Raw genomic sequence first — 17,631 nt, 5'->3', positions numbered from 1 at the left:
AGGGCCACACCGATCTCGAATTACGGCGCGACCGCACCTTCCCCCGACTGGCCGCCCACCACAAACCACAATGGCCACAGTGCCAACGCCCCCGCCACACCCGCCGCCAAGGCAAAATGCAACAGGCTCGCGCCCGCTCCGATCATCGCCAGCACCGCGCCACCCAGCCCCAGCAGGGCAATGGTGATCATGCCGAGCATGGCTGACACCAGGCCTTTGCTCTGCTCGCTGGAGAACAAGGTCATGCGGTACAGCACCGCGTTGGCCACGCCCAGGCCCAGGGCATACAGCGACATTCCCGCCACTACACTGGTCACCGACGGCCACAGCCAAGTAGCCAGGACCATCAGCGCCAAGCCCGCCAGGTACGGCAGCAGCGCTCCGCGTACCAGGCTCGGTAGCGGATAGCGATCAGCAATGCGGTTGATGATCAGGTTGCCCATGATCAGCCCACCGAACACCGGCAACTGCCACAGGGCGTATGCCATGGTGCTCAGGCCTTCATCGTGAATCAGCAGCACCGGCGACAAGCCAATCCAGCCAATCAGCGGCAGACCCACCAGACCCAATGCCGCACTGCCCGCGACGAAGCGGCGGTTGCCCAGCAACTGGCCATAGCCTGCCAACAACGGCAACAGGTGGATCGGTGTGTACGGCAGGCGCGAGCCATCGCGGCGCTCGACCCCAAGGGTTTCCGGCATCAACTTGTACAGCAGCAGCCAGGTCAGCACTGCGCCCACCGCAAAGGCCAGGAACAGCCAGCGCCAGTCCAGCCATTGCAGCATCAAGGTACCAACCAACGGCCCCAGCAGCGGCGAGAGCAAGGCGATGTTGGCCAGCAGGGCCATCATGCGCACCGCATCGGCCTCACTGAACGCCTCGTTAAGCGCCGGGTAGCTGACCGTGACCACGAAACCCAAGCCGATACCCTGCAGCAGGCGCAGCAGGTTGAACACGCCGATGTCATGCACCCAATAGGTCGCCAGGCAAGCTGCGCCGAAGATCAGGCAACCACTGAGCAGCAGTGGACGCCGGCCGTAGCGGTCAGCGAGCGGACCGATCAGCCATTGCAGGACCACCCCGCCCAGCAGGTACAGGTTCAAGGCGTGGGGGATGAACTCGGGGCTGGCGTTGAGTTCATCGACCACCACCGGCATGGCGGGCATGACGGCGTCGCTGGCAAGGTAGGTGAGCAGCTCGAACAGGGCCAAGGTCAGGCCGAACAGCAAGGCTCGCCTGGGGGTGATATACAGCAGTGGTTTCATGGCAGGGATCAACGGGGTATGAAGATGGGTCAGGTTATATGCCAGAAAAGGCGGGGCCTGGCTGTGAACAAGTGTAAGGGCGCAGAAATGAAAACGTGGGAGCGGGCTTGCCCCGCGAATTGCGCCAGTCATTGCAACGATATCGTTCGATGACGCGTATTCGCGGAGCAAGCCCGCTCCCACGAGCTTTAAGGGTTTACTCGGTGGCCGCTTCCTGCACCACACGGATCACTCGCTGCGGGAACGGAATGTCGATCCCTTCGGCGCGCAGACGATCACGTGCATGCTCGTTGAGCATGAACATCACGTCCCAGTAGTCGGCGGTCTTGGTCCAGATACGCAGGGATACCGTGATCGAACTGTCGCCCAAAGTGGAAATCACGGCCTGCGGCGCCGGGTCCTGCAACACCCGTGGATCCTGGGCGAGCTCCAGCAGCACGTTACGGGCTTTTTGCAGGTCCGCGTCGTAATCGACACCGACATCGAACACGACCTTGCGCGTCGGCTGGCGGTTGGTGTTGGTGATGATGCCGTTGGACAGGCTGCCGTTGGGCATGATCACGGTCTTGTTGTCACCGGTACGCAGCACGGTGTGGAAGATCTGGATGCTGTCGACCGTACCGCTGACGCCTTGCGCCTCGATCCAGTCGCCAATGCGGAACGGGCGGAACAGCAGGATCAGCACGCCACCGGCGAAGTTCGCCAGGCTGCCCTGCAAGGCCAAACCGATCGCCAGGCCCGCCGCACCGATGGCAGCCACGAACGAGGTGGTTTCGATGCCGATCATCGACGCCACGCTGACCAGAAGCAGCACTTTCAGGACGATGTTGGCCAGGGTGCTGATAAACCCCTGCAAGGCCAGGTCGGCGTTGCGCAGGCCCACCAGTTTGCCCAGGCGGGCACTGAGCTTGTTGGTAATCCACCAGCCGATGGCCAGGGTCAGCAACGCCAGCAGCAGACGGCTGCCGTATTCCATGATCAAGGGAAGCCAGGTCTGCGATTGGCGGACCAGCTGATCGACCTCAGCGTTCAAATCCATATTTATCTCCTGATGCCGAACGGCACGTACACAGTAAAGCAGGCCGCAGGATTTCAGCGGCCGCGGACCCGATGGACATCATTGAGCCAGCGTTGTTCCGGGCCGCTGTGCGATCAGTCGCGGAAGTTGTTGAACTGCAGCGGCATGTCGAATTCCTTGGCGCGCAGGGCAGCAATGGCCTCTTGCAGATCATCGCGTTTCTTGCCGGTAACTCGGACCTGCTCACCCTGGATGGCGGCCTGGACCTTGAGCTTGGCATCCTTGATGTGGGCGACGATCTTCTTCGCCAGCTCTTTATCGATGCCTTCGCGGAACTTGGCTTCTTGCTTCATTTCCTTGCCCGAGGCGTAGGCATCCTTGGTTTCCAGGCACTTGACGTCGATCTTGCGCTTGACCAGGGCACCGCGCAGGATCTCGATCATGGCTTCAAGCTGGAACTCGGCCTCGGCGGTCAACAGAACGGTCTGCTCCTTGTCCTTGAATTCGAAGCTACCCTTACCTTTCAGGTCGTAGCGACGATCCAGTTCCTTGATGGCGTTGTCGACAGCGTTCTGCACTTCGTGCTTGTCCAGTTCCGATACCACGTCGAACGAAGGCATGGTTGTTCTCCAAAAATAAAGACGCGCTCGGCATGAAGATGGAGCACGCAGGGTTTGATGGTTAAAATGCGGGACACATTATAACGGGTTGCGAAACGCAGATGAGCAGCACCTGGCATATTCTCGGCGCCGGTAGCCTGGGCAGCCTTTGGGCGTGCCGCTTGGCTCGCGCTGGCAAGGCGGTACGGCTGATCCTGCGCGATCAGCGGCGGCTGGCATCGTATCAGGCCGCTGGTGGCCTGACCCTGGTCGAACAGGATCACCCCGCGCACTTCGCCATCCCGGCCGAAACCGATGACTTCGGTGGCCCGATCCACCGCTTATTGGTGGCCTGTAAAGCCTATGACGCCGCGCCTGCCGTCGCCCGCCTGGCGCCGCGGCTGGCCGAAGGTGCCGAACTGGTCCTGCTGCAGAACGGCCTGGGTAGCCAGGATGAAGTCGCCGAGCAGGTGCCCCACGCGCGCTGCATCTTTGCCTCCAGCACCGAAGGCGCGTTTCGTGAAGAAGACTGGCGGGTGCGTTTTGCCGGCCACGGTTTCAATTGGCTGGGCGACCCACTCAACCCCGCGGCGCCCGAGTGGTTCGACGATCTGCACGACGCCGGTATCCCTGCCGAGTGGAGCGTGGATATCCTCACCCGACTGTGGCGCAAACTGGCGCTGAACTGCGCGATCAACCCTCTGACGGTACTGCACGACTGCCAGAACGGTGGCCTGCTGGGACACCTGGGCGAAGTCAGCGCGCTGTGCGAGGAGTTGACCGAGTTGCTGCGCCGCTGTGGCCAACCCAAGGCCGCTGAAGAACTGGGTGAAGAGGTCGAACGGGTGATCCTGGCCACTGCAGCCAACTATTCTTCCATGTATCAGGACGTACGCAACGCACGCCGTACCGAGGTGCACTACCTGCTTGGCCACGCCTGTCGCAGCGCTGCCCGCCATGGCCTGCACCTAGCGCAGCTGGAACACCTGCGTCAGCGCCTGGTCGAAAACCTGCAAGCCCGCGGCCTGCCTAGCGACTGACAGCGCCCCTTCAACTGGATACGGACACTGCCTTGCCCATGAACCTGCGCCAACGGCTGGACAACCTCCCGGTCGGGCAGAAACTGCTGGCCGCCCTGCTGGTGCTGCTGGTAACCATCCTGTTGGTGGCCAACCTGACGTTCATCAGCGCCGCGTACTGGATTACCCAGGAAAGCATGGCGCCACAAGCCTTGCAGACCATCGGCCGGCTGGTATCCAACCCGCAACTGTCAGCCCGCGCCGGCGATTCGCCAGAGGCCGCAACTGAACTGCTCAAGGAGCTCGATAGCTACTCGCCGCTGCGCGCCGCCGCCATCTATGGCAGCGACGGACGCATGCTGGCGCAGTTGCAGCATGGCGAGCCTCTGGCCTTGCCCAAGCGCTACCGCAATGTCGATGGCTGGCGGCTGATGGAGTTTCGCAGCAGCCAGTTGATCCGCCTGCCGCGCGCCGCCAACCCACCCGCGCACCTGTTGCTGGTCGCTAGCAGCGAACTGCCGACCGCCTTCTACACCGGCACCCTGAGCGCAAGTATCGCAATCCTGATCTTCAGCATTCTGCTCTGGCTAGTGATCGCCCGGCAGATCAAGCGCCTGATCACCCAGCCGATCAACCAGCTCGAAGAACTCAGCCGCCAGGTAACCCGTGAAGAGAGCTATGCCCTGCGTGCCGAGCGCGGCAACGATGATGAGATCGGCAGCCTGGCCAACGCCTTCAACACCATGCTTTCGCGCATCGAGGCCCGTGAGCAGCAACTCAAGCGCACCCGTGACGAGTTCCAGAGCGCCTACGATCAAGCCCAGGGCCTGGCCGAGGAAACCCGCCACACCAACCGCAAGCTGGAGCTTGAGGTCCAGGTACGCAGCAAGATCGAGAAGAAACTCACCGGCTTTCAGAACTACCTCAACAGCATCATCGACTCGATGCCCTCGGCGCTTATCGCGCTAGACGAACAACTCTACGTGACCCAGTGGAACCATGAAGCCACGGTGCTCTCCGGCACGCCGCTGGATGAGGCGTTGAACCAGCCGATCTTTATCGCCTTCGAGCCGCTCAAGCCATTTTTGCCGCAGCTTAAAGAGAGTGTCGAGAAGCACCGGGTAGCGAAGATCGAACGGGTCACCTGGCCCAAGGATGACGAGCCGCGCCACTACGCCCTGACTTTCTACCCGTTGATGGGCGGCGGCGGGCGTGGCGTGGTGATCCGCATCGATGACATCACCCAGCGCCTGTCGCTGGAAGAGATGATGGTGCAGTCAGAGAAGATGCTCTCGGTGGGCGGCCTGGCCGCTGGCATGGCCCACGAGATCAACAACCCGCTCGGCGCGATCCTGCACAACGTGCAGAACATTCGTCGGCGTCTGTCGCCAGAGCTGCCACGCAACCAGGAGCAGGCCGAAGAGCTGGGCATCGACTTGCCGGTGGTCAACCGCTACCTGGAGAGCCGCGAAGTGCCGCAACTGCTCGACGGCATCCAGCAAGCGGGGGCACGGGCGGCGAAGATCGTCACCCACATGCTCAGCTTCAGCCGGCGCAGCAATCGCCAGTTGGCCCCGTGCGACCTGCCGGCGTTGATCGATCAGGCGGTGGAGATTGCTGGCAACGACTTCGACCTGGCCATCGGTTTCGACTTCAAGGGCCAGGCCATCGTCCGCCAGTTCGATGCCAAACTGGGGCCGGTGCCGTGCACCGCCAACGAGCTGGAGCAGGTACTGCTGAACTTGCTGAAAAACGCCGCCCAGGCCATCCACCTGCGCCCGCAGCCCTGCGAGCCGGGGCGCATCACCCTGCGTACTCGGCTCAATCCGCCGTGGGCGGAGATCCAGGTCGAGGACAACGGCATCGGCATGCCCGAAGCGGTGCGCAAACGCACCTTCGAGCCATTCTTCACCACCAAGGAGATCGGCCAGGGCACAGGGCTGGGCCTGTCGGTCTCGTATTTCATCATCACCAACAACCACAAGGGGCAGATGGAGGTGCACTCCACCCCAGGCCAGGGAACGTGCTTTACCCTGCGCCTGCCCCTTGGCCAGCCCGCGCCGACCGCGGCGGGCAACACGGAGGCATGACACATGGGCTATCGCCTGTCGAAGATCTACACCCGCACCGGCGACAAGGGCGAGACCGGGCTTGGCGACGGCCGCCGGGTACCCAAGGATCACCCACGGATCGAGGCGATTGGCGAGGTGGATAGCCTCAACAGTCAGCTGGGGCTGCTGCTGGCAGGTCTGAGCGAGGCAGGGCTGGATGAGCTGAGCGAGGTGCTGGCGCCGTGTCAGCATCGCCTGTTCGATCTCGGTGGGGAGCTGGCGATGCCCAGTTATCAAGCGTTGAACCAAGCGGAGGTGGAGCGGCTGGAGGCGGCTATCGATCTGTGGAACGAGGAGCTCGGGCCGCTGAAGAACTTCATTCTGCCCAGTGGATCGGCATTGGTGGCACAGGCGCATGTTTGCCGTAGCCAGGCGCGCAGTGCCGAGCGGCGCTGTCAGCAGCTCAATGCGCTGGAGCCGCTGGCCGGAGTGGGCTTGGCGTATATCAATCGGCTTTCGGATTTGCTGTTTGTCGCGGCGCGGATCATTGGCCGGCGCCAGGGGCTGGCGGAGGTTTTGTGGCAGGCAGCTACAAAACCTTGAGGCTGAAATTGCTGGGGCTGCTTTGCAGCCCCTTGCAGTGGCGACTCAAACCTCAGGCCAAAACGCCCGAATCCCCGCCACACCTTGCGCCCCCACCTGCCAGGCACGCTCACGCTGTTCGGCGCCCACACCGCCAAGCAAGAACACCGGCCGGCTAACCCCCTCGATCAACCGCCCTGCCTGCTCCCAGCCCAACGGCAGCGCTTCTGGATGGGTCTGGGTCGCCTGTACCGGCGACAAGGTGACGAAATCCACGCCCATCTGCTCAGCCAGGGCCAACTCTTGCGCCGAATGGCACGACGCCGCCAACCAGCGGTTCTCCGGGAACGGGCGCCCTTTGGCGGCATACTTACGCAACTGCGCAGCGGTCAGGTGCCAGCCCGCGGCGGGGAAGTCACCCAACCATTCCAGCGGCCCCTTGAGCATCAACTGCGCCTTGCCGGCACACAGCCCGACCGCATCCACTGCCACGTCGCGGTACTTGGGGTCGTACATATCCGGTGCGCGCAGCTGGATCAACTTGATCCCGCTTGCCACTGCCTTCTGGATACCGCGCAACAGCTGCGGCACCTCGAGCCCATCGGGGGTGATCAGGTACTGATCAGGCAAACGCGCAGCCGCGACGATCGGCTTGTTCGCCTCAGGAAATTCATACTGGCCCAGATCACGCGGCGCAACCCACTCCAGCGGCTGGCCCTCGACGCCATGCGGCTCGCCCGTGAAGGCATCGACTTCACGCACATCCAGCAACACCTGCTTGTCCGGGTAATCGTGGCTGATCTTGATCAGCGGCCGCGAGCGGCTCACGTCGATACCGAGCTCCTCGCGCAGCTCTCGGGCCAGAGCCGCTTCGACGCCCTCACCCTCCTCCACCTTGCCGCCGGGGAATTCCCACAAGCCGCCCTGGTGCTGGGTGTCGGCGCGGCGCGCAATCAGAATGCGCCCATCAGCGCCACGGATGACTGCCGCTACTACATGAATCCGTTTCACCCTTCACGCTCCGCCAAGCCTGCTTGCTGCCAGGCCTGGAAGGCCGGCCATTGATAGATGGTCTCGATGTAGCTGGCCGCTTCGGCCGGCACTTCCACCCGATAGGTACGCAGGCGTACGGCTACAGGGGCGAAGAACGCGTCGGCCAGGCTTGGCTTGCCGAACAGGAACGGGCCGCTTTCCTTGGCCGCCAGGCGGCATTCGGACCACAGCGCGACGATGCGGTCGATGTCCACCTGCACGTCCAAGGGCACGTTTTCCAGCGCCTGGTCCCGCGACAGGTCGAACGGCATCGCCCCGCGCAGGGCGAAAAAGCCGCTGTGCATCTGCGCGCAGGCCGAGCGCGCCTGGGCACGCGCGACAGTGTCGGCTGGCCACAGTTGAGCGTGAGGATGACGCTCGGCCAGGTACTCGCCAATCGCCAGCGAGTCGGCGATGACGCCGTGCTCGGTCTTGAGCAGGGGCACCTTGCCAGACGCAGAAAACGCCAGGATACGCGTGCGGGTATCGGGTTGGTTGAGTTTGATCAGGGTTTCTTCGTAGGGCACACCGGCCAGTTCCAGGGCCAGGGCGCCACGCAGCGACCAGGAGGAGTACAACTTGTCGCCGATGATCAGGTGGTAACTCATGGTTCGGCTCCATCTAAGTGGCTGAAGTGCCTTGGGGCCGCAGAGCGGCCCCAAGGATCAGCAGATCAGGTGCGATACTCAGCGTTGATCTTGACGTACTCGTGGGACAGGTCGGTCGTCCAGATGGTTTCGCTGCACTGCCCACGACCCAGCTCGATCCGAATGGTGATTTCCTCCTGGGCCATCACCTTGGAGCCTTGCTCTTCGGTGTAGCTTGGGCTACGGCCACCTTTGCTGGCGATGCACACTTCGCCGAGGAACACGTCGATCAAGCTGACATCCAGTTGCGGCACACCGGCACGGCCAACGGCGGCGAGGATGCGGCCCCAGTTGGGGTCGGAGGCGAACAGGGCGGTCTTGATCAGCGGCGAGTGGGCCACCGCGTAACCAACGTCCAGGCACTCCTGATGATTGCCACCACCGTTGACCTCCACGGTGACGAACTTGGTAGCGCCTTCACCGTCACGCACGATGGCCTGGGCGACTTCCATGCAGACTTCGAATACCGCCTGCTTCAGCGCCTCGAACAGCGCGCCTTTGGCTTCGCTGATCTCGGGCACATCGGCCTTGCCGGTGGCAATCAGCATGCAGCAGTCGTTGGTCGAGGTGTCGCCATCGATGGTGATGCGGTTGAACGACTTGTTGGCACCGTCGAGCATCAGGTCCTTGAGCACCGCTGGGGCGACCTTGGCGTCGGTGGCGATGTAACCGAGCATGGTGGCCATGTTCGGGCGAATCATGCCGGCGCCTTTGCTGATGCCGGTAACGGTGATGATTTGACCTTCGAACTGGAACTGACGGCTAGCACCCTTGGGCAGGGTGTCGGTGGTCATAATGCCGGTGGCGGCTTCGGCCCAGTTGTTTTCCGACAGGTTGTCCAGGGCGGCCTGCAGCGCGCCTTCGATTTTCTCGACCGGCAGCGGCTCACCGATCACGCCGGTGGAGAACGGCAGTACCGACTGGGCGTCGACACCGGCCAGCTCAGCCAGCTTGGCGCAGGTGCGCTCAGCGGCGGCCAGGCCAGGGGCGCCGGTACCGGCGTTGGCATTGCCGGTGTTGGTCAGCAAGTAGCGTACAGTGCCCTGCACGCGCTGCTTGGAGAGGATCACCGGGGCGGCGCAGAAGGCATTGAGGGTGAATACGCCGGCAACGCTGGAGCCTTCGGCGCAGCGCATCACTACCACGTCCTTGCGCCCAGGGCGCTTGATGCCCGCCGAAGCGATGCCGAGTTCAAACCCCGGAACCGGGTGCAGGGTGGGCAAAGGACCAAGACCAACAGCCATGAATGCGCTCCTAGAAAATATGTGCCGCACAAGATACGGCCAGGCGTGAGAGGGAACAACGCCGCGAAGGTCGAAACCGTTCGCGGCGCAGTGTTTCAGTTGTCAGGGTGACGCGGGAACAGCTCGATCACTCGATCTGGCCGTGGCAATGCTTGAACTTCTTGCCCGAACCACACCAGCACGGCTCGTTGCGGCCCAGTTTCAGGTCATTGCGCACCGGCGCTGCGGCGACGGCGACTTCCGCGCCCTCCTCGCTGTGCTGCTCGCTTTCCAGGCCAGGCGCGGGGGCGTGCTGGAACTGCATGCGCTGGGCCAGCTCTTCGGCTTCGCGACGCAGACGGGCTTCTTCTTCGATCGGATCTTCGCGGCGTACCTGAACGTGCGAGAGCACGCGGATGGTGTCGCGCTTGATCGACTCCAGCAGCTCTTGGAACAAGGTGAAGGATTCGCGCTTGTACTCCTGCTTGGGGTTCTTCTGCGCATAACCGCGCAGGTGGATACCGTGGCGCAGGTGGTCCATGGTCGACAGGTGGTCTTTCCACAGGTCGTCCAGCACGCGCAGCAGGATCTGCTTCTCGAAGGTGCGCAGGGCGTCTTCGCCGGCCTGGTCTTCCTTCTCGTTGTAGGCGCTGGTGATCTCGTTCAGCAGCTTCTCGCGCAGGGTCTCTTCGTAGAGGTGGTCGTCCTCGTCCAGCCACTGCTGGATCGGCAGCTTGATGCCGAAATCGCTCGACAGCGACGCCTCAAGACCGGCCACGTCCCACTGCTCTGGCAGCGATTGCGGCGGAATGTGCTGGCTGATGGTGGCATCGAGCACTTCCTGGCGGAACTCGGCGATGGTGTCGCCGATGTTCTGCGCAGCCAGCAGGCTGTTGCGCATGTGGTAGATGACTTTACGCTGTTCGTTGGCCACGTCGTCGTATTCGAGCAACTGCTTACGAATATCGAAGTTGCGCCCTTCGACCTTGCGCTGAGCCTTCTCGATGGCGTTGGTGACCATGCGGTGCTCGATGGCCTCGCCGGACTGCATGCCCAGCGCCTTCATGAAGTTCTTCACCCGGTCGGAGGCGAAGATGCGCATCAGGCTGTCTTCCAGCGACAGGTAGAAGCGGCTGGAGCCTGGGTCGCCCTGACGACCGGAGCGGCCGCGCAGCTGGTTATCGATACGACGCGATTCGTGGCGCTCGGAGGCGATCACGTGCAAGCCGCCGGCCTCGATCACTTGCTGGTGGCGCTTCTGCCAGTCCGCCTTGATCTGGGCGATCTGCTCGGCGGTGGGGTTTTCCAGGGCGGCTACTTCAGCCTCCCAGTTACCGCCCAGGAGGATGTCGGTACCACGGCCGGCCATGTTGGTGGCGATGGTCAGCGCGCCCGGTGCACCGGCCTGGGCGATGATCTCGGCTTCTTTTTCGTGGTACTTGGCGTTGAGCACCTTGTGATCGATGCCTTCCTGCTTGAGCAGGTTGGACATGTGCTCGGAGGTCTCGATGGTCGCCGTACCGACCAGCACCGGACGGCCGCTGGCCATGCTTTCCTTGATGTCGGCGATGATCGCCTGGTACTTCTCTTCGGCGGTCAGGTACACCAGGTCGTTGAAGTCTTTACGCGCCAACGGCTTGTTCGGCGGAATGACCATCACGTTGAGGGCGTAGATCTGGGCGAACTCGAACGCTTCGGTGTCGGCGGTACCGGTCATGCCGGACAGCTTGGTGTACAGACGGAAGTAGTTCTGGAAGGTGGTCGAGGCCAGGGTCTGGCTCTCAGCCTGGATGTTGAGGTTTTCCTTCGCCTCGATGGCCTGGTGCAGGCCCTCGGACAGGCGACGACCCGGCATGGTCCGGCCGGTGTGTTCGTCGATCAGCAGGACCTGGCCGTCCTGGACGATGTACTCGACGTTGCGGTGGAACAGCTTGTGCGCGCGCAAGCCGGCGTAAACGTGGGTCAGCAGGCCCAGGTTGTGTGCCGAATAGAGGCTCTCGCCTTCTGCCAGCAGACCGGCTTGGGTGAGCATCTCTTCGATGAACTGGTGACCGGCTTCGTTGAGCTCGACCTGGCGGCTCTTCTCGTCGATCGAGTAGTGGCCTTCCTGGGTGACCTGGCCTTCGACTTCTTCGATGTGCTGGGTCAGGCGCGGGATCAGGCGGTTGATCTCGATGTACAGCTTGGAGCTGTCTTCGGCCTGGCCGGAGATGATCAGCGGGGTGCGCGCTTCGTCGATGAGGATCGAGTCGACTTCGTCGATGACCGCGAAGTTCAGCTCACGCTGGAACTTCTCGTCGACGCTGAAGGCCATGTTGTCGCGCAGGTAGTCGAAACCGAATTCGTTGTTGGTGCCGTAGGTGATGTCGGCAGCATAGGCGGCACGCTTCTCTTCCGGCGGCTGGAAGGCCGAGACGATGCCCACCGACAGGCCGAGGAATTCGTACAGCGGACGCATCCAGTTGGCGTCGCGGCGAGCCAGGTAATCGTTGACCGTGACCACGTGCACGCCCTTGCCGGACAATGCGTTGAGGTAGACAGCCAGGGTACCGACCAAGGTCTTGCCTTCACCGGTGCGCATTTCTGCGATCATGCCTTCGTGCAAGGTCATGCCGCCGATCAGCTGCACATCGAAGTGACGCATGCCCATCACGCGCTTACCGGCCTCACGGGCCACAGCGAAGGCTTCTGGCAGCAATTGGTCGAGGGTTTCGCCTTTGGCCAGGCGCTCTTTGAACTCTGCGGTCTTGCCACGCAGCTGCTCATCGGAGAGGGCCAACATTTTCTCTTCGAAGGCATTGACGGTGCTGACCGTCTTGAGCAGGCGTTTGATCTCGCGCTCGTTCTTGCTTCCAAAAAGTTTCTTTAACAAAGGCGCAAACATATCGGCAGGATCTTCCACACTTAGGGATGGAGGGCGGCCCCATGAGTCGCCCGAGCAGCCCTTGGGCCGCATGCGAACGAGCATTCTACCCGGAAACGATGGTGAGGAAAGTGGTGGATTTCCACGATGCTGGCACAGCGCTAGGGCGGGGACGTTTCTAACATAGGGACTTTTTTTGCAAGTTCAAGGTGTAGCGAAGATGAAACGTATTGAGAATGACTCTTACGCGACGCCATGAGTTCCGCCGTCTTCGCGCGACTATCGTCACCAACACAGAGCAGCCTATGCAAAACCCACCTTCTGTTACCATGGTGATTCTGTAACTTCCTGCGAATCCTCATGGCCTATAAACCTTCGCCCGCCCGGCCGCCGGCTGCGCTCCTACGCGAAGCCCGGCCGCTGCGCTTACTGCTCAACCAGGCCGAACGTCTGGAGCATCTGCAGCGATTGCTCGAAAGCCAGTTGCAACCGGCCGCCCGCGCCCACTGTCATGTGGCGTCCTGGCGCGATGGCGTGTTGCTGCTGGTGGTGACAGATGGCCACTGGGCCACGCGCCTGCGCTATCAGCAGAAGCGCCTGCAGCGTCAGTTGCTGGCCCTGGAAGCCTTTGGCAACTTGCAGCGGATTCATTTCAGGGTGCAACCCCCGGTGACGCCGGCTAAACGCAGTGGGCATGCACCAGAGCTGTCGAGCAATGCGGCCGAGAGCCTGCGCGATACCGCCGAGGGCATCAGCGATCCCAACCTGCGGGCGGCGCTGGAGCGCTTGGCCAGTCACGCGCAGCCAAAGGATAAGCGCTGAGGCTGCGAGGTGCGTGGCGTGAGTTTGCTAGCCCTCATAAAAAAGGCCACCCAAAGGTGGCCTCAATGAACTAGAGAGTGTTCGAACTTACACGGCCGCAACAGGGCGCATATAAGAGATCGGTGCCGTGCTGGCATCTTCGAAAATGACCACTTCCCAGGCATCAGTTTCAGCGATCAGCTTGCGCAGCAACTGATTGTTCAGTGCGTGTCCGGACTTGAAGCCCTTGAACTCGCCAATCAGGCTGTTGCCCAGCAGATACAGGTCACCAATGGCGTCGAGGATCTTGTGTTTGACGAATTCGTCTTCGTAGCGAAGGCCGTCTTCGTTAAGCACGCCGGTCTCATCGACAACAATGGCGTTCTCGACACTGCCGCCCAACGCGAGGTTGTGCTTGCGCAGGTACTCGATGTCGCGCATGAACCCGAAGGTCCGGGCGCGGCTGACTTCCTTCACGAACGAGGTGCTGGAGAAGTCGACGCTGGCGCTCTGGGTCCGGCCGCTGACGACCGGGTGATCGAAGTCGATCTCAAAGCTCACCTTGAACCCTTCGAAAGGCAGGAAAGTAGCGCGCTTGTCGCCATCTTCCACTGTCACTTCACGCAGGATGCGGATGAACTTCTTGGGCGCGTCCTGTTCTTCCAGGCCGGCCGATTGAATCAGGAATACGAAAGGTCCGGCGCTACCATCCATGATCGGCACTTCCGAGGCGGAGAGCTCGACGTAGGCGTTATCGATGCCCAGGCCCGCCATAGCGGAGAGCAGGTGCTCGACCGTATCGACCTTGACGTCACCGTTGACCAACGTCGTCGACATGGTTGTCTCGCCGACGTTGGCCGCGCGAGCCGGGATCTCGACCACAGGGTCAAGGTCGGCGCGGCGGAAGACGATGCCGGTATCCACAGGCGCAGGCTTGAGGGTCAGGTAGACCTTCTCACCGGAGTGCAGGCCGACGCCCGTAGCACGGATAATATTCTTCAGGGTGCGTTGTTTAATCATGGCATTGGCCGCTTCAGCGCAAATTGCGAACTGGTATCAACAAAGGCTGGGGATAATAACAGACCCGACCTTTGCTGAATACCAATCACCTTTATACCCCTGATAAATTCCATCAATCAGCCTGACGACGCAGGAAAGCTGGGATGTCCAGATAGTCCAAGTCATCCTGAGGATTGAGTTTAGCGGCTGCTGCGGCGCCCGCATGCGCTTGGTTGCGCATCACGGTCGGACGCTCCAGGTCACGGTAGTTGACCGCTGGCTGCTCCTGACGAGCCGGGGCTGGGTTAGAAGCCTCGTACGCCTGTTGAGCGGTCTGCAGGGTGTTGTCGACGACCTTGACCGGCTTCTCGATGCGCGCACCCAGGCCAGTGGCCACTACGGTTACGTGCAGCTCGTCGCGCATGTCTGGATCGATCACGGTGCCGACCTTGACCATCGCGTGGTCGGAGGCGAAGGCTTCGATGATGCTACCGACGTCGGAGTACTCGCCCAGGGACAGGTCGGGACCGGCGGTGATGTTCACCAGGATACCGCGAGCGCCCTGCAGGTTGACGTCTTCGAGCAGCGGGTTGCGGATTGCAGCCTCGGTGGCCTCACGAGCACGGTTCGGACCGCTGGCGCAGCCGGTACCCATCATGGCCATGCCCATCTCGCCCATCACGGTACGCACGTCGGCAAAGTCGACGTTGATCATGCCGGGACGCTTGATGATGTCGGAGATGCCGCGCACTGCGCCAGCCAGAACATCGTCAGCCTTGGCGAATGCCGACAGCAGGCTGGCATCCTTGCCCAGGATGGTCAGCAGCTTCTCGTTGGGGATGGTGATCAGCGAGTCGACGCTCTCAGCCAGCATGCGGATGCCTTCATCGGCGATCTGCATACGTTTGCGGCCCTCGAACGGGAACGGACGGGTCACCACTGCAACGGTGAGGATGCCCATTTCCTTGGCCACTTCGGCGATGATCGGCGCCGCACCGGTACCGGTACCGCCGCCCATGCCGGTGGTGATGAACACCATGTTGGTGCCCTGCAGCACCTCGGCGATGCGCTCACGGTCTTCCAACGCAGCCTGACGGCCGACTTCTGGATTGGCACCAGCACCCAGCCCCTTGGTCACGCCGGTACCCAGTTGCAGGATGGTACGCGCGCCGATGTTTTTCAGCGCTTGAGCATCAGTGTTGGCGCAGATGAATTCCACGCCTTCGATGCTGCTCTTGACCATGTGGTTGACGGCGTTGCCGCCGCCACCGCCGACGCCGATCACTTTGATGACCGGACTTTGCGGGACGTTGTCTACGAGCTCGAACATTTTCCCTCTCCTTACAGTTCTCTAGTTGTCGCGCCTACCACTACTGCTTTGAAACTTAGAAGTTGCCCTGGACCCAACGCTTGAATCGCTCAAGCACTGGAGCCTTCGGTTCATCGCCATAGCTGTTGCTGCTGCTGTTGCTATTACCGGTCAGGATCAAGTCCTCGGACTGCTTGAGCAGACCGTAGGTGAGCAAGCCCACGCCGGTGGAATAGATCGGGTTGCGCACTACGTCGCTCAGGCCCCGAACACTGTGCGGTACGCCCAGGCGTACCGGCATGTGGAAGATTTCCTCGGCCAATTCCACGGCCCCTTCCATCTTCGCGGTGCCGCCAGTGAGAACGATGCCGGCAGGCACCAGGTCCTCGTAGCCGCTGCGGCGCAGTTCGGCCTGGATCAGGGTGAACAGCTCGTCGTAACGAGGCTCCACCACTTCAGCCAGGGCCTGGCGCGACAGTTCGCGCGGCGGACGGTCGCCGACGCTTGGCACTTTGATGGTCTCGCCGGCACCGGCCAGTTTGGCCAGGGCGCAGGCGTAGCGAATCTTGATTTCTTCGGCGTACTGGGTGGGGGTACGCAGGGCCATGGCGATGTCGTTGGTAACCTGGTCGCCAGCGATCGGGATTACCGCGGTGTGGCGGATCGCACCCTCGGTGAAGATGGCGATATCCGTGGTACCGCCACCGATGTCGACCAGGCACACGCCCAGTTCTTTCTCGTCATCGGTGAGCACCGAGTAGGCCGAGGCCAACTGCTCAAGGATGATGTCGTCGATTTCCAGGCCGCAGCGGCGTACGCATTTTTCGATGTTCTGCGCCGCGTTGACGGCGCAAGTGACCACGTGGACCTTGGCTTCCAGACGCACGCCAGACATGCCCAGCGGCTCGCGCACGCCTTCCTGGTTGTCGATCACGTAGTCCTGCGGCAGGGTGTGCAGCACGCGCTGGTCCGCCGGGATGGCCACGGCCTGGGCAGCGTCGAGTACCCGCTCAAGGTCGGCAGTGCTGACTTCACGGTCGCGGATGGCGACGATGCCGTGCGAGTTCAGGCTGCGGATGTGATTGCCGGCCACGCCAACGAACGCCGAGTGGATCCGGCAGCCAGCCATCAACTGGGCCTCCTCCACGGCGCGCTGGATCGACTGCACGGTCGACTCGATGTTCACCACCACGCCCTTCTTAAGGCCGCGGGACGGATGAGTACCGATACCGACGATCTCCAGGGTACCGTCTTCGCCGACTTCACCCACCAGCGCCACCACCTTGGAGGTGCCGATGTCCAGCCCGACGATCATTTTGCCGCTATGCGCGTTTGCCATGGTCCTGCCTCTCTCTAATTCTTCGCAACGGCGGGTTGGGCCGTCGTCGGTGCAATCGGTTCCCGCCAGCCAACAGCCAATCCGTTGGCGTAGCGCAGATCAATGCGGGCGATGTTGGTGATCTGCTCTTTGAGTGTCTTGTCGTAAATGGCAATGAAACGGCGCATCTTCTCCACCAGATGGTCGCGCCCCAACAGCAGCTCGATACCGGGACCGGCGCTACCGGCACCGGTGGTCAGGAACCAACTGCCTCGCTCGCGCAGCTCCAGGCGAGCGATGGAAAAGCCCATGGGGCGCAGCATCTGGCTCAATACCTGATATTGCTGCATGACTTGTTGCTGAGCGCGCTGCGGCCCGAACAGCTGCGGCAGGTGCTCATAGTTGGCCAGCTCACGCGGGGTGAACGCCTGGCCCTGGTTGTTGAGCAAGGCTTCATCGCCCCAGCGCGCCACCGGCAATTGCTCTTCGAGGCGGATCACCACCTCGTCGGGCCATACCCGGCGTACCTCGGCGTGCGCGATCCACGGCATCTGCTCGAGCTCGGCGCGCATGGCGCTGAGGTCGACGCTGAAGAAACTCGCGGCCACGTAGGGGGCGATTCGCTGCTGCACCGCTTGCTGGCTGATGTAGCTCAGATCACCTTGCACAGCGATCTTGGTAATCGGTCGGTCGGCATAAGGCATCAGGCGCACGGCGCCCTCATAAGCGCCAAAGCCGGCAGCCACCAGCAATACCGGCCACAGCAGGCGCTTAAGGCCACCCAGGCTTGGCCGCGGCAGGCGCGCCGATACGGGCTCGTCGGCCACCAGTCGGCTGGCACCTCGCGGCACCGGCTTGCTACGGCCGGTAACGGGTTGCTGCTGACGTATCATCGCGCCTTGCAT

The 17,631-nt window shown here is 62.3% G+C and carries 15 protein-coding genes; 4 read left to right on the top strand and 11 right to left on the bottom strand.

The window, feature by feature from the left end; translation table 11 throughout:
• Positions 1–20: 20 nt before the first annotated feature.
• The 3 genes from OIU19_RS20160 to OIU19_RS20150 all read right to left on the bottom strand — a co-directional run bounded on the left by OIU19_RS20160 (position 21) and on the right by OIU19_RS20150 (position 2,903).
• The gene (locus OIU19_RS20160) at positions 21–1,265 is read right to left on the bottom strand and encodes an MFS transporter (RefSeq protein ID WP_264236504.1); all 1,245 of its coding nucleotides are present in this window, start codon (positions 1,263–1,265) and stop codon (positions 21–23) included.
• 196 nt (positions 1,266–1,461) lie between these two features.
• Positions 1,462–2,304 carry a mechanosensitive ion channel family protein gene (locus OIU19_RS20155; RefSeq protein ID WP_186553885.1) on the bottom strand — a complete coding sequence of 281 codons (843 nt, stop codon included), beginning with the start codon at positions 2,302–2,304 and terminating at the stop codon, positions 1,462–1,464.
• Positions 2,305–2,417: 113 nt separating this feature from the next.
• Entirely contained in the window at positions 2,418–2,903 is a 486-nt protein-coding gene (locus OIU19_RS20150; protein WP_264236502.1) for a YajQ family cyclic di-GMP-binding protein, read from the bottom strand.
• 101 nt (positions 2,904–3,004) lie between these two features.
• On the opposite strand from OIU19_RS20150, the gene OIU19_RS20145 reads away from it, so the two are divergent.
• From OIU19_RS20145 to OIU19_RS20135, 3 genes are read left to right on the top strand one after another with little or no spacing between them, the layout of a single operon-like run.
• Positions 3,005–3,922 (top strand): putative 2-dehydropantoate 2-reductase, encoded by a 918-nt coding sequence (locus OIU19_RS20145; protein WP_264236501.1) that lies wholly within the window; start codon positions 3,005–3,007, stop codon positions 3,920–3,922.
• 38 nt (positions 3,923–3,960) lie between these two features.
• Positions 3,961–5,991, top strand: coding sequence for an ATP-binding protein (locus OIU19_RS20140; protein WP_264236500.1), 2,031 nt, complete (start codon positions 3,961–3,963; stop codon positions 5,989–5,991).
• Positions 5,992–5,994: 3 nt separating this feature from the next.
• Positions 5,995–6,555 (top strand): cob(I)yrinic acid a,c-diamide adenosyltransferase, encoded by a 561-nt coding sequence (locus OIU19_RS20135; protein ID WP_264236499.1) that lies wholly within the window; start codon positions 5,995–5,997, stop codon positions 6,553–6,555.
• 45 nt (positions 6,556–6,600) lie between these two features.
• On the opposite strand, the gene OIU19_RS20130 is transcribed toward OIU19_RS20135, so the two are convergent.
• The 4 genes from OIU19_RS20130 to secA all read right to left on the bottom strand — a co-directional run bounded on the left by OIU19_RS20130 (position 6,601) and on the right by secA (position 12,320).
• A complete protein-coding gene (locus OIU19_RS20130; protein WP_264236498.1) occupies positions 6,601–7,545 on the bottom strand; it encodes a Nudix family hydrolase in 945 nt (314 codons plus the stop codon).
• The gene (locus OIU19_RS20125) at positions 7,542–8,174 is read right to left on the bottom strand and encodes a glutathione S-transferase family protein (RefSeq protein ID WP_264236497.1); all 633 of its coding nucleotides are present in this window, start codon (positions 8,172–8,174) and stop codon (positions 7,542–7,544) included. Before OIU19_RS20125 ends, OIU19_RS20130 begins: the two co-directional genes overlap by 4 nt.
• Positions 8,175–8,239: 65 nt before the next feature.
• A complete protein-coding gene (gene argJ / locus OIU19_RS20120; RefSeq protein ID WP_264236496.1) occupies positions 8,240–9,457 on the bottom strand; it encodes a bifunctional glutamate N-acetyltransferase/amino-acid acetyltransferase ArgJ in 1,218 nt (405 codons plus the stop codon).
• 127 nt (positions 9,458–9,584) lie between these two features.
• Positions 9,585–12,320: a preprotein translocase subunit SecA gene (secA, locus tag OIU19_RS20115; RefSeq protein WP_186553877.1), complete on the bottom strand. Its 2,736-nt coding sequence runs from the start codon at positions 12,318–12,320 to the stop codon at positions 9,585–9,587.
• A 339-nt stretch (positions 12,321–12,659) separates the two neighbouring features.
• Here secA and OIU19_RS20110 point away from each other — a divergent pair, with 339 nt between their 5' ends.
• The gene (locus OIU19_RS20110) at positions 12,660–13,121 is read left to right on the top strand and encodes a DUF721 domain-containing protein (protein ID WP_264236495.1); all 462 of its coding nucleotides are present in this window, start codon (positions 12,660–12,662) and stop codon (positions 13,119–13,121) included.
• An 87-nt stretch (positions 13,122–13,208) separates the two neighbouring features.
• Here OIU19_RS20110 and lpxC read toward each other — a convergent pair whose 3' ends face one another.
• The 4 genes from lpxC to OIU19_RS20090 form a co-directional block, all read right to left on the bottom strand.
• The gene (gene lpxC, locus OIU19_RS20105) at positions 13,209–14,120 is read right to left on the bottom strand and encodes a UDP-3-O-acyl-N-acetylglucosamine deacetylase (protein WP_186553875.1); all 912 of its coding nucleotides are present in this window, start codon (positions 14,118–14,120) and stop codon (positions 13,209–13,211) included.
• 112 nt (positions 14,121–14,232) lie between these two features.
• On the bottom strand, positions 14,233–15,429 hold the full coding sequence (gene ftsZ, locus OIU19_RS20100) for a cell division protein FtsZ (RefSeq protein ID WP_012274054.1): 1,197 nt from the start codon (positions 15,427–15,429) through the stop codon (positions 14,233–14,235).
• Between the two features lie 55 nt (positions 15,430–15,484).
• Positions 15,485–16,747 carry a cell division protein FtsA gene (gene ftsA, locus OIU19_RS20095; protein ID WP_186553874.1) on the bottom strand — a complete coding sequence of 421 codons (1,263 nt, stop codon included), beginning with the start codon at positions 16,745–16,747 and terminating at the stop codon, positions 15,485–15,487.
• Positions 16,748–16,761: 14 nt separating this feature from the next.
• A complete protein-coding gene (locus OIU19_RS20090) occupies positions 16,762–17,631 on the bottom strand; it encodes a cell division protein FtsQ/DivIB (RefSeq protein ID WP_186553873.1) in 870 nt (289 codons plus the stop codon).

It is taken from the genome of Pseudomonas sp. BT-42-2 (assembly GCF_025847435.2).
In the GTDB taxonomy this organism is placed as follows: Bacteria; Pseudomonadota; Gammaproteobacteria; order Pseudomonadales; family Pseudomonadaceae; genus Aquipseudomonas; species Aquipseudomonas urmiensis.
The sequence above is the reverse complement of the archived record's forward strand: the minus strand, read 5'-3'. Positions and strand labels throughout refer to the sequence as shown.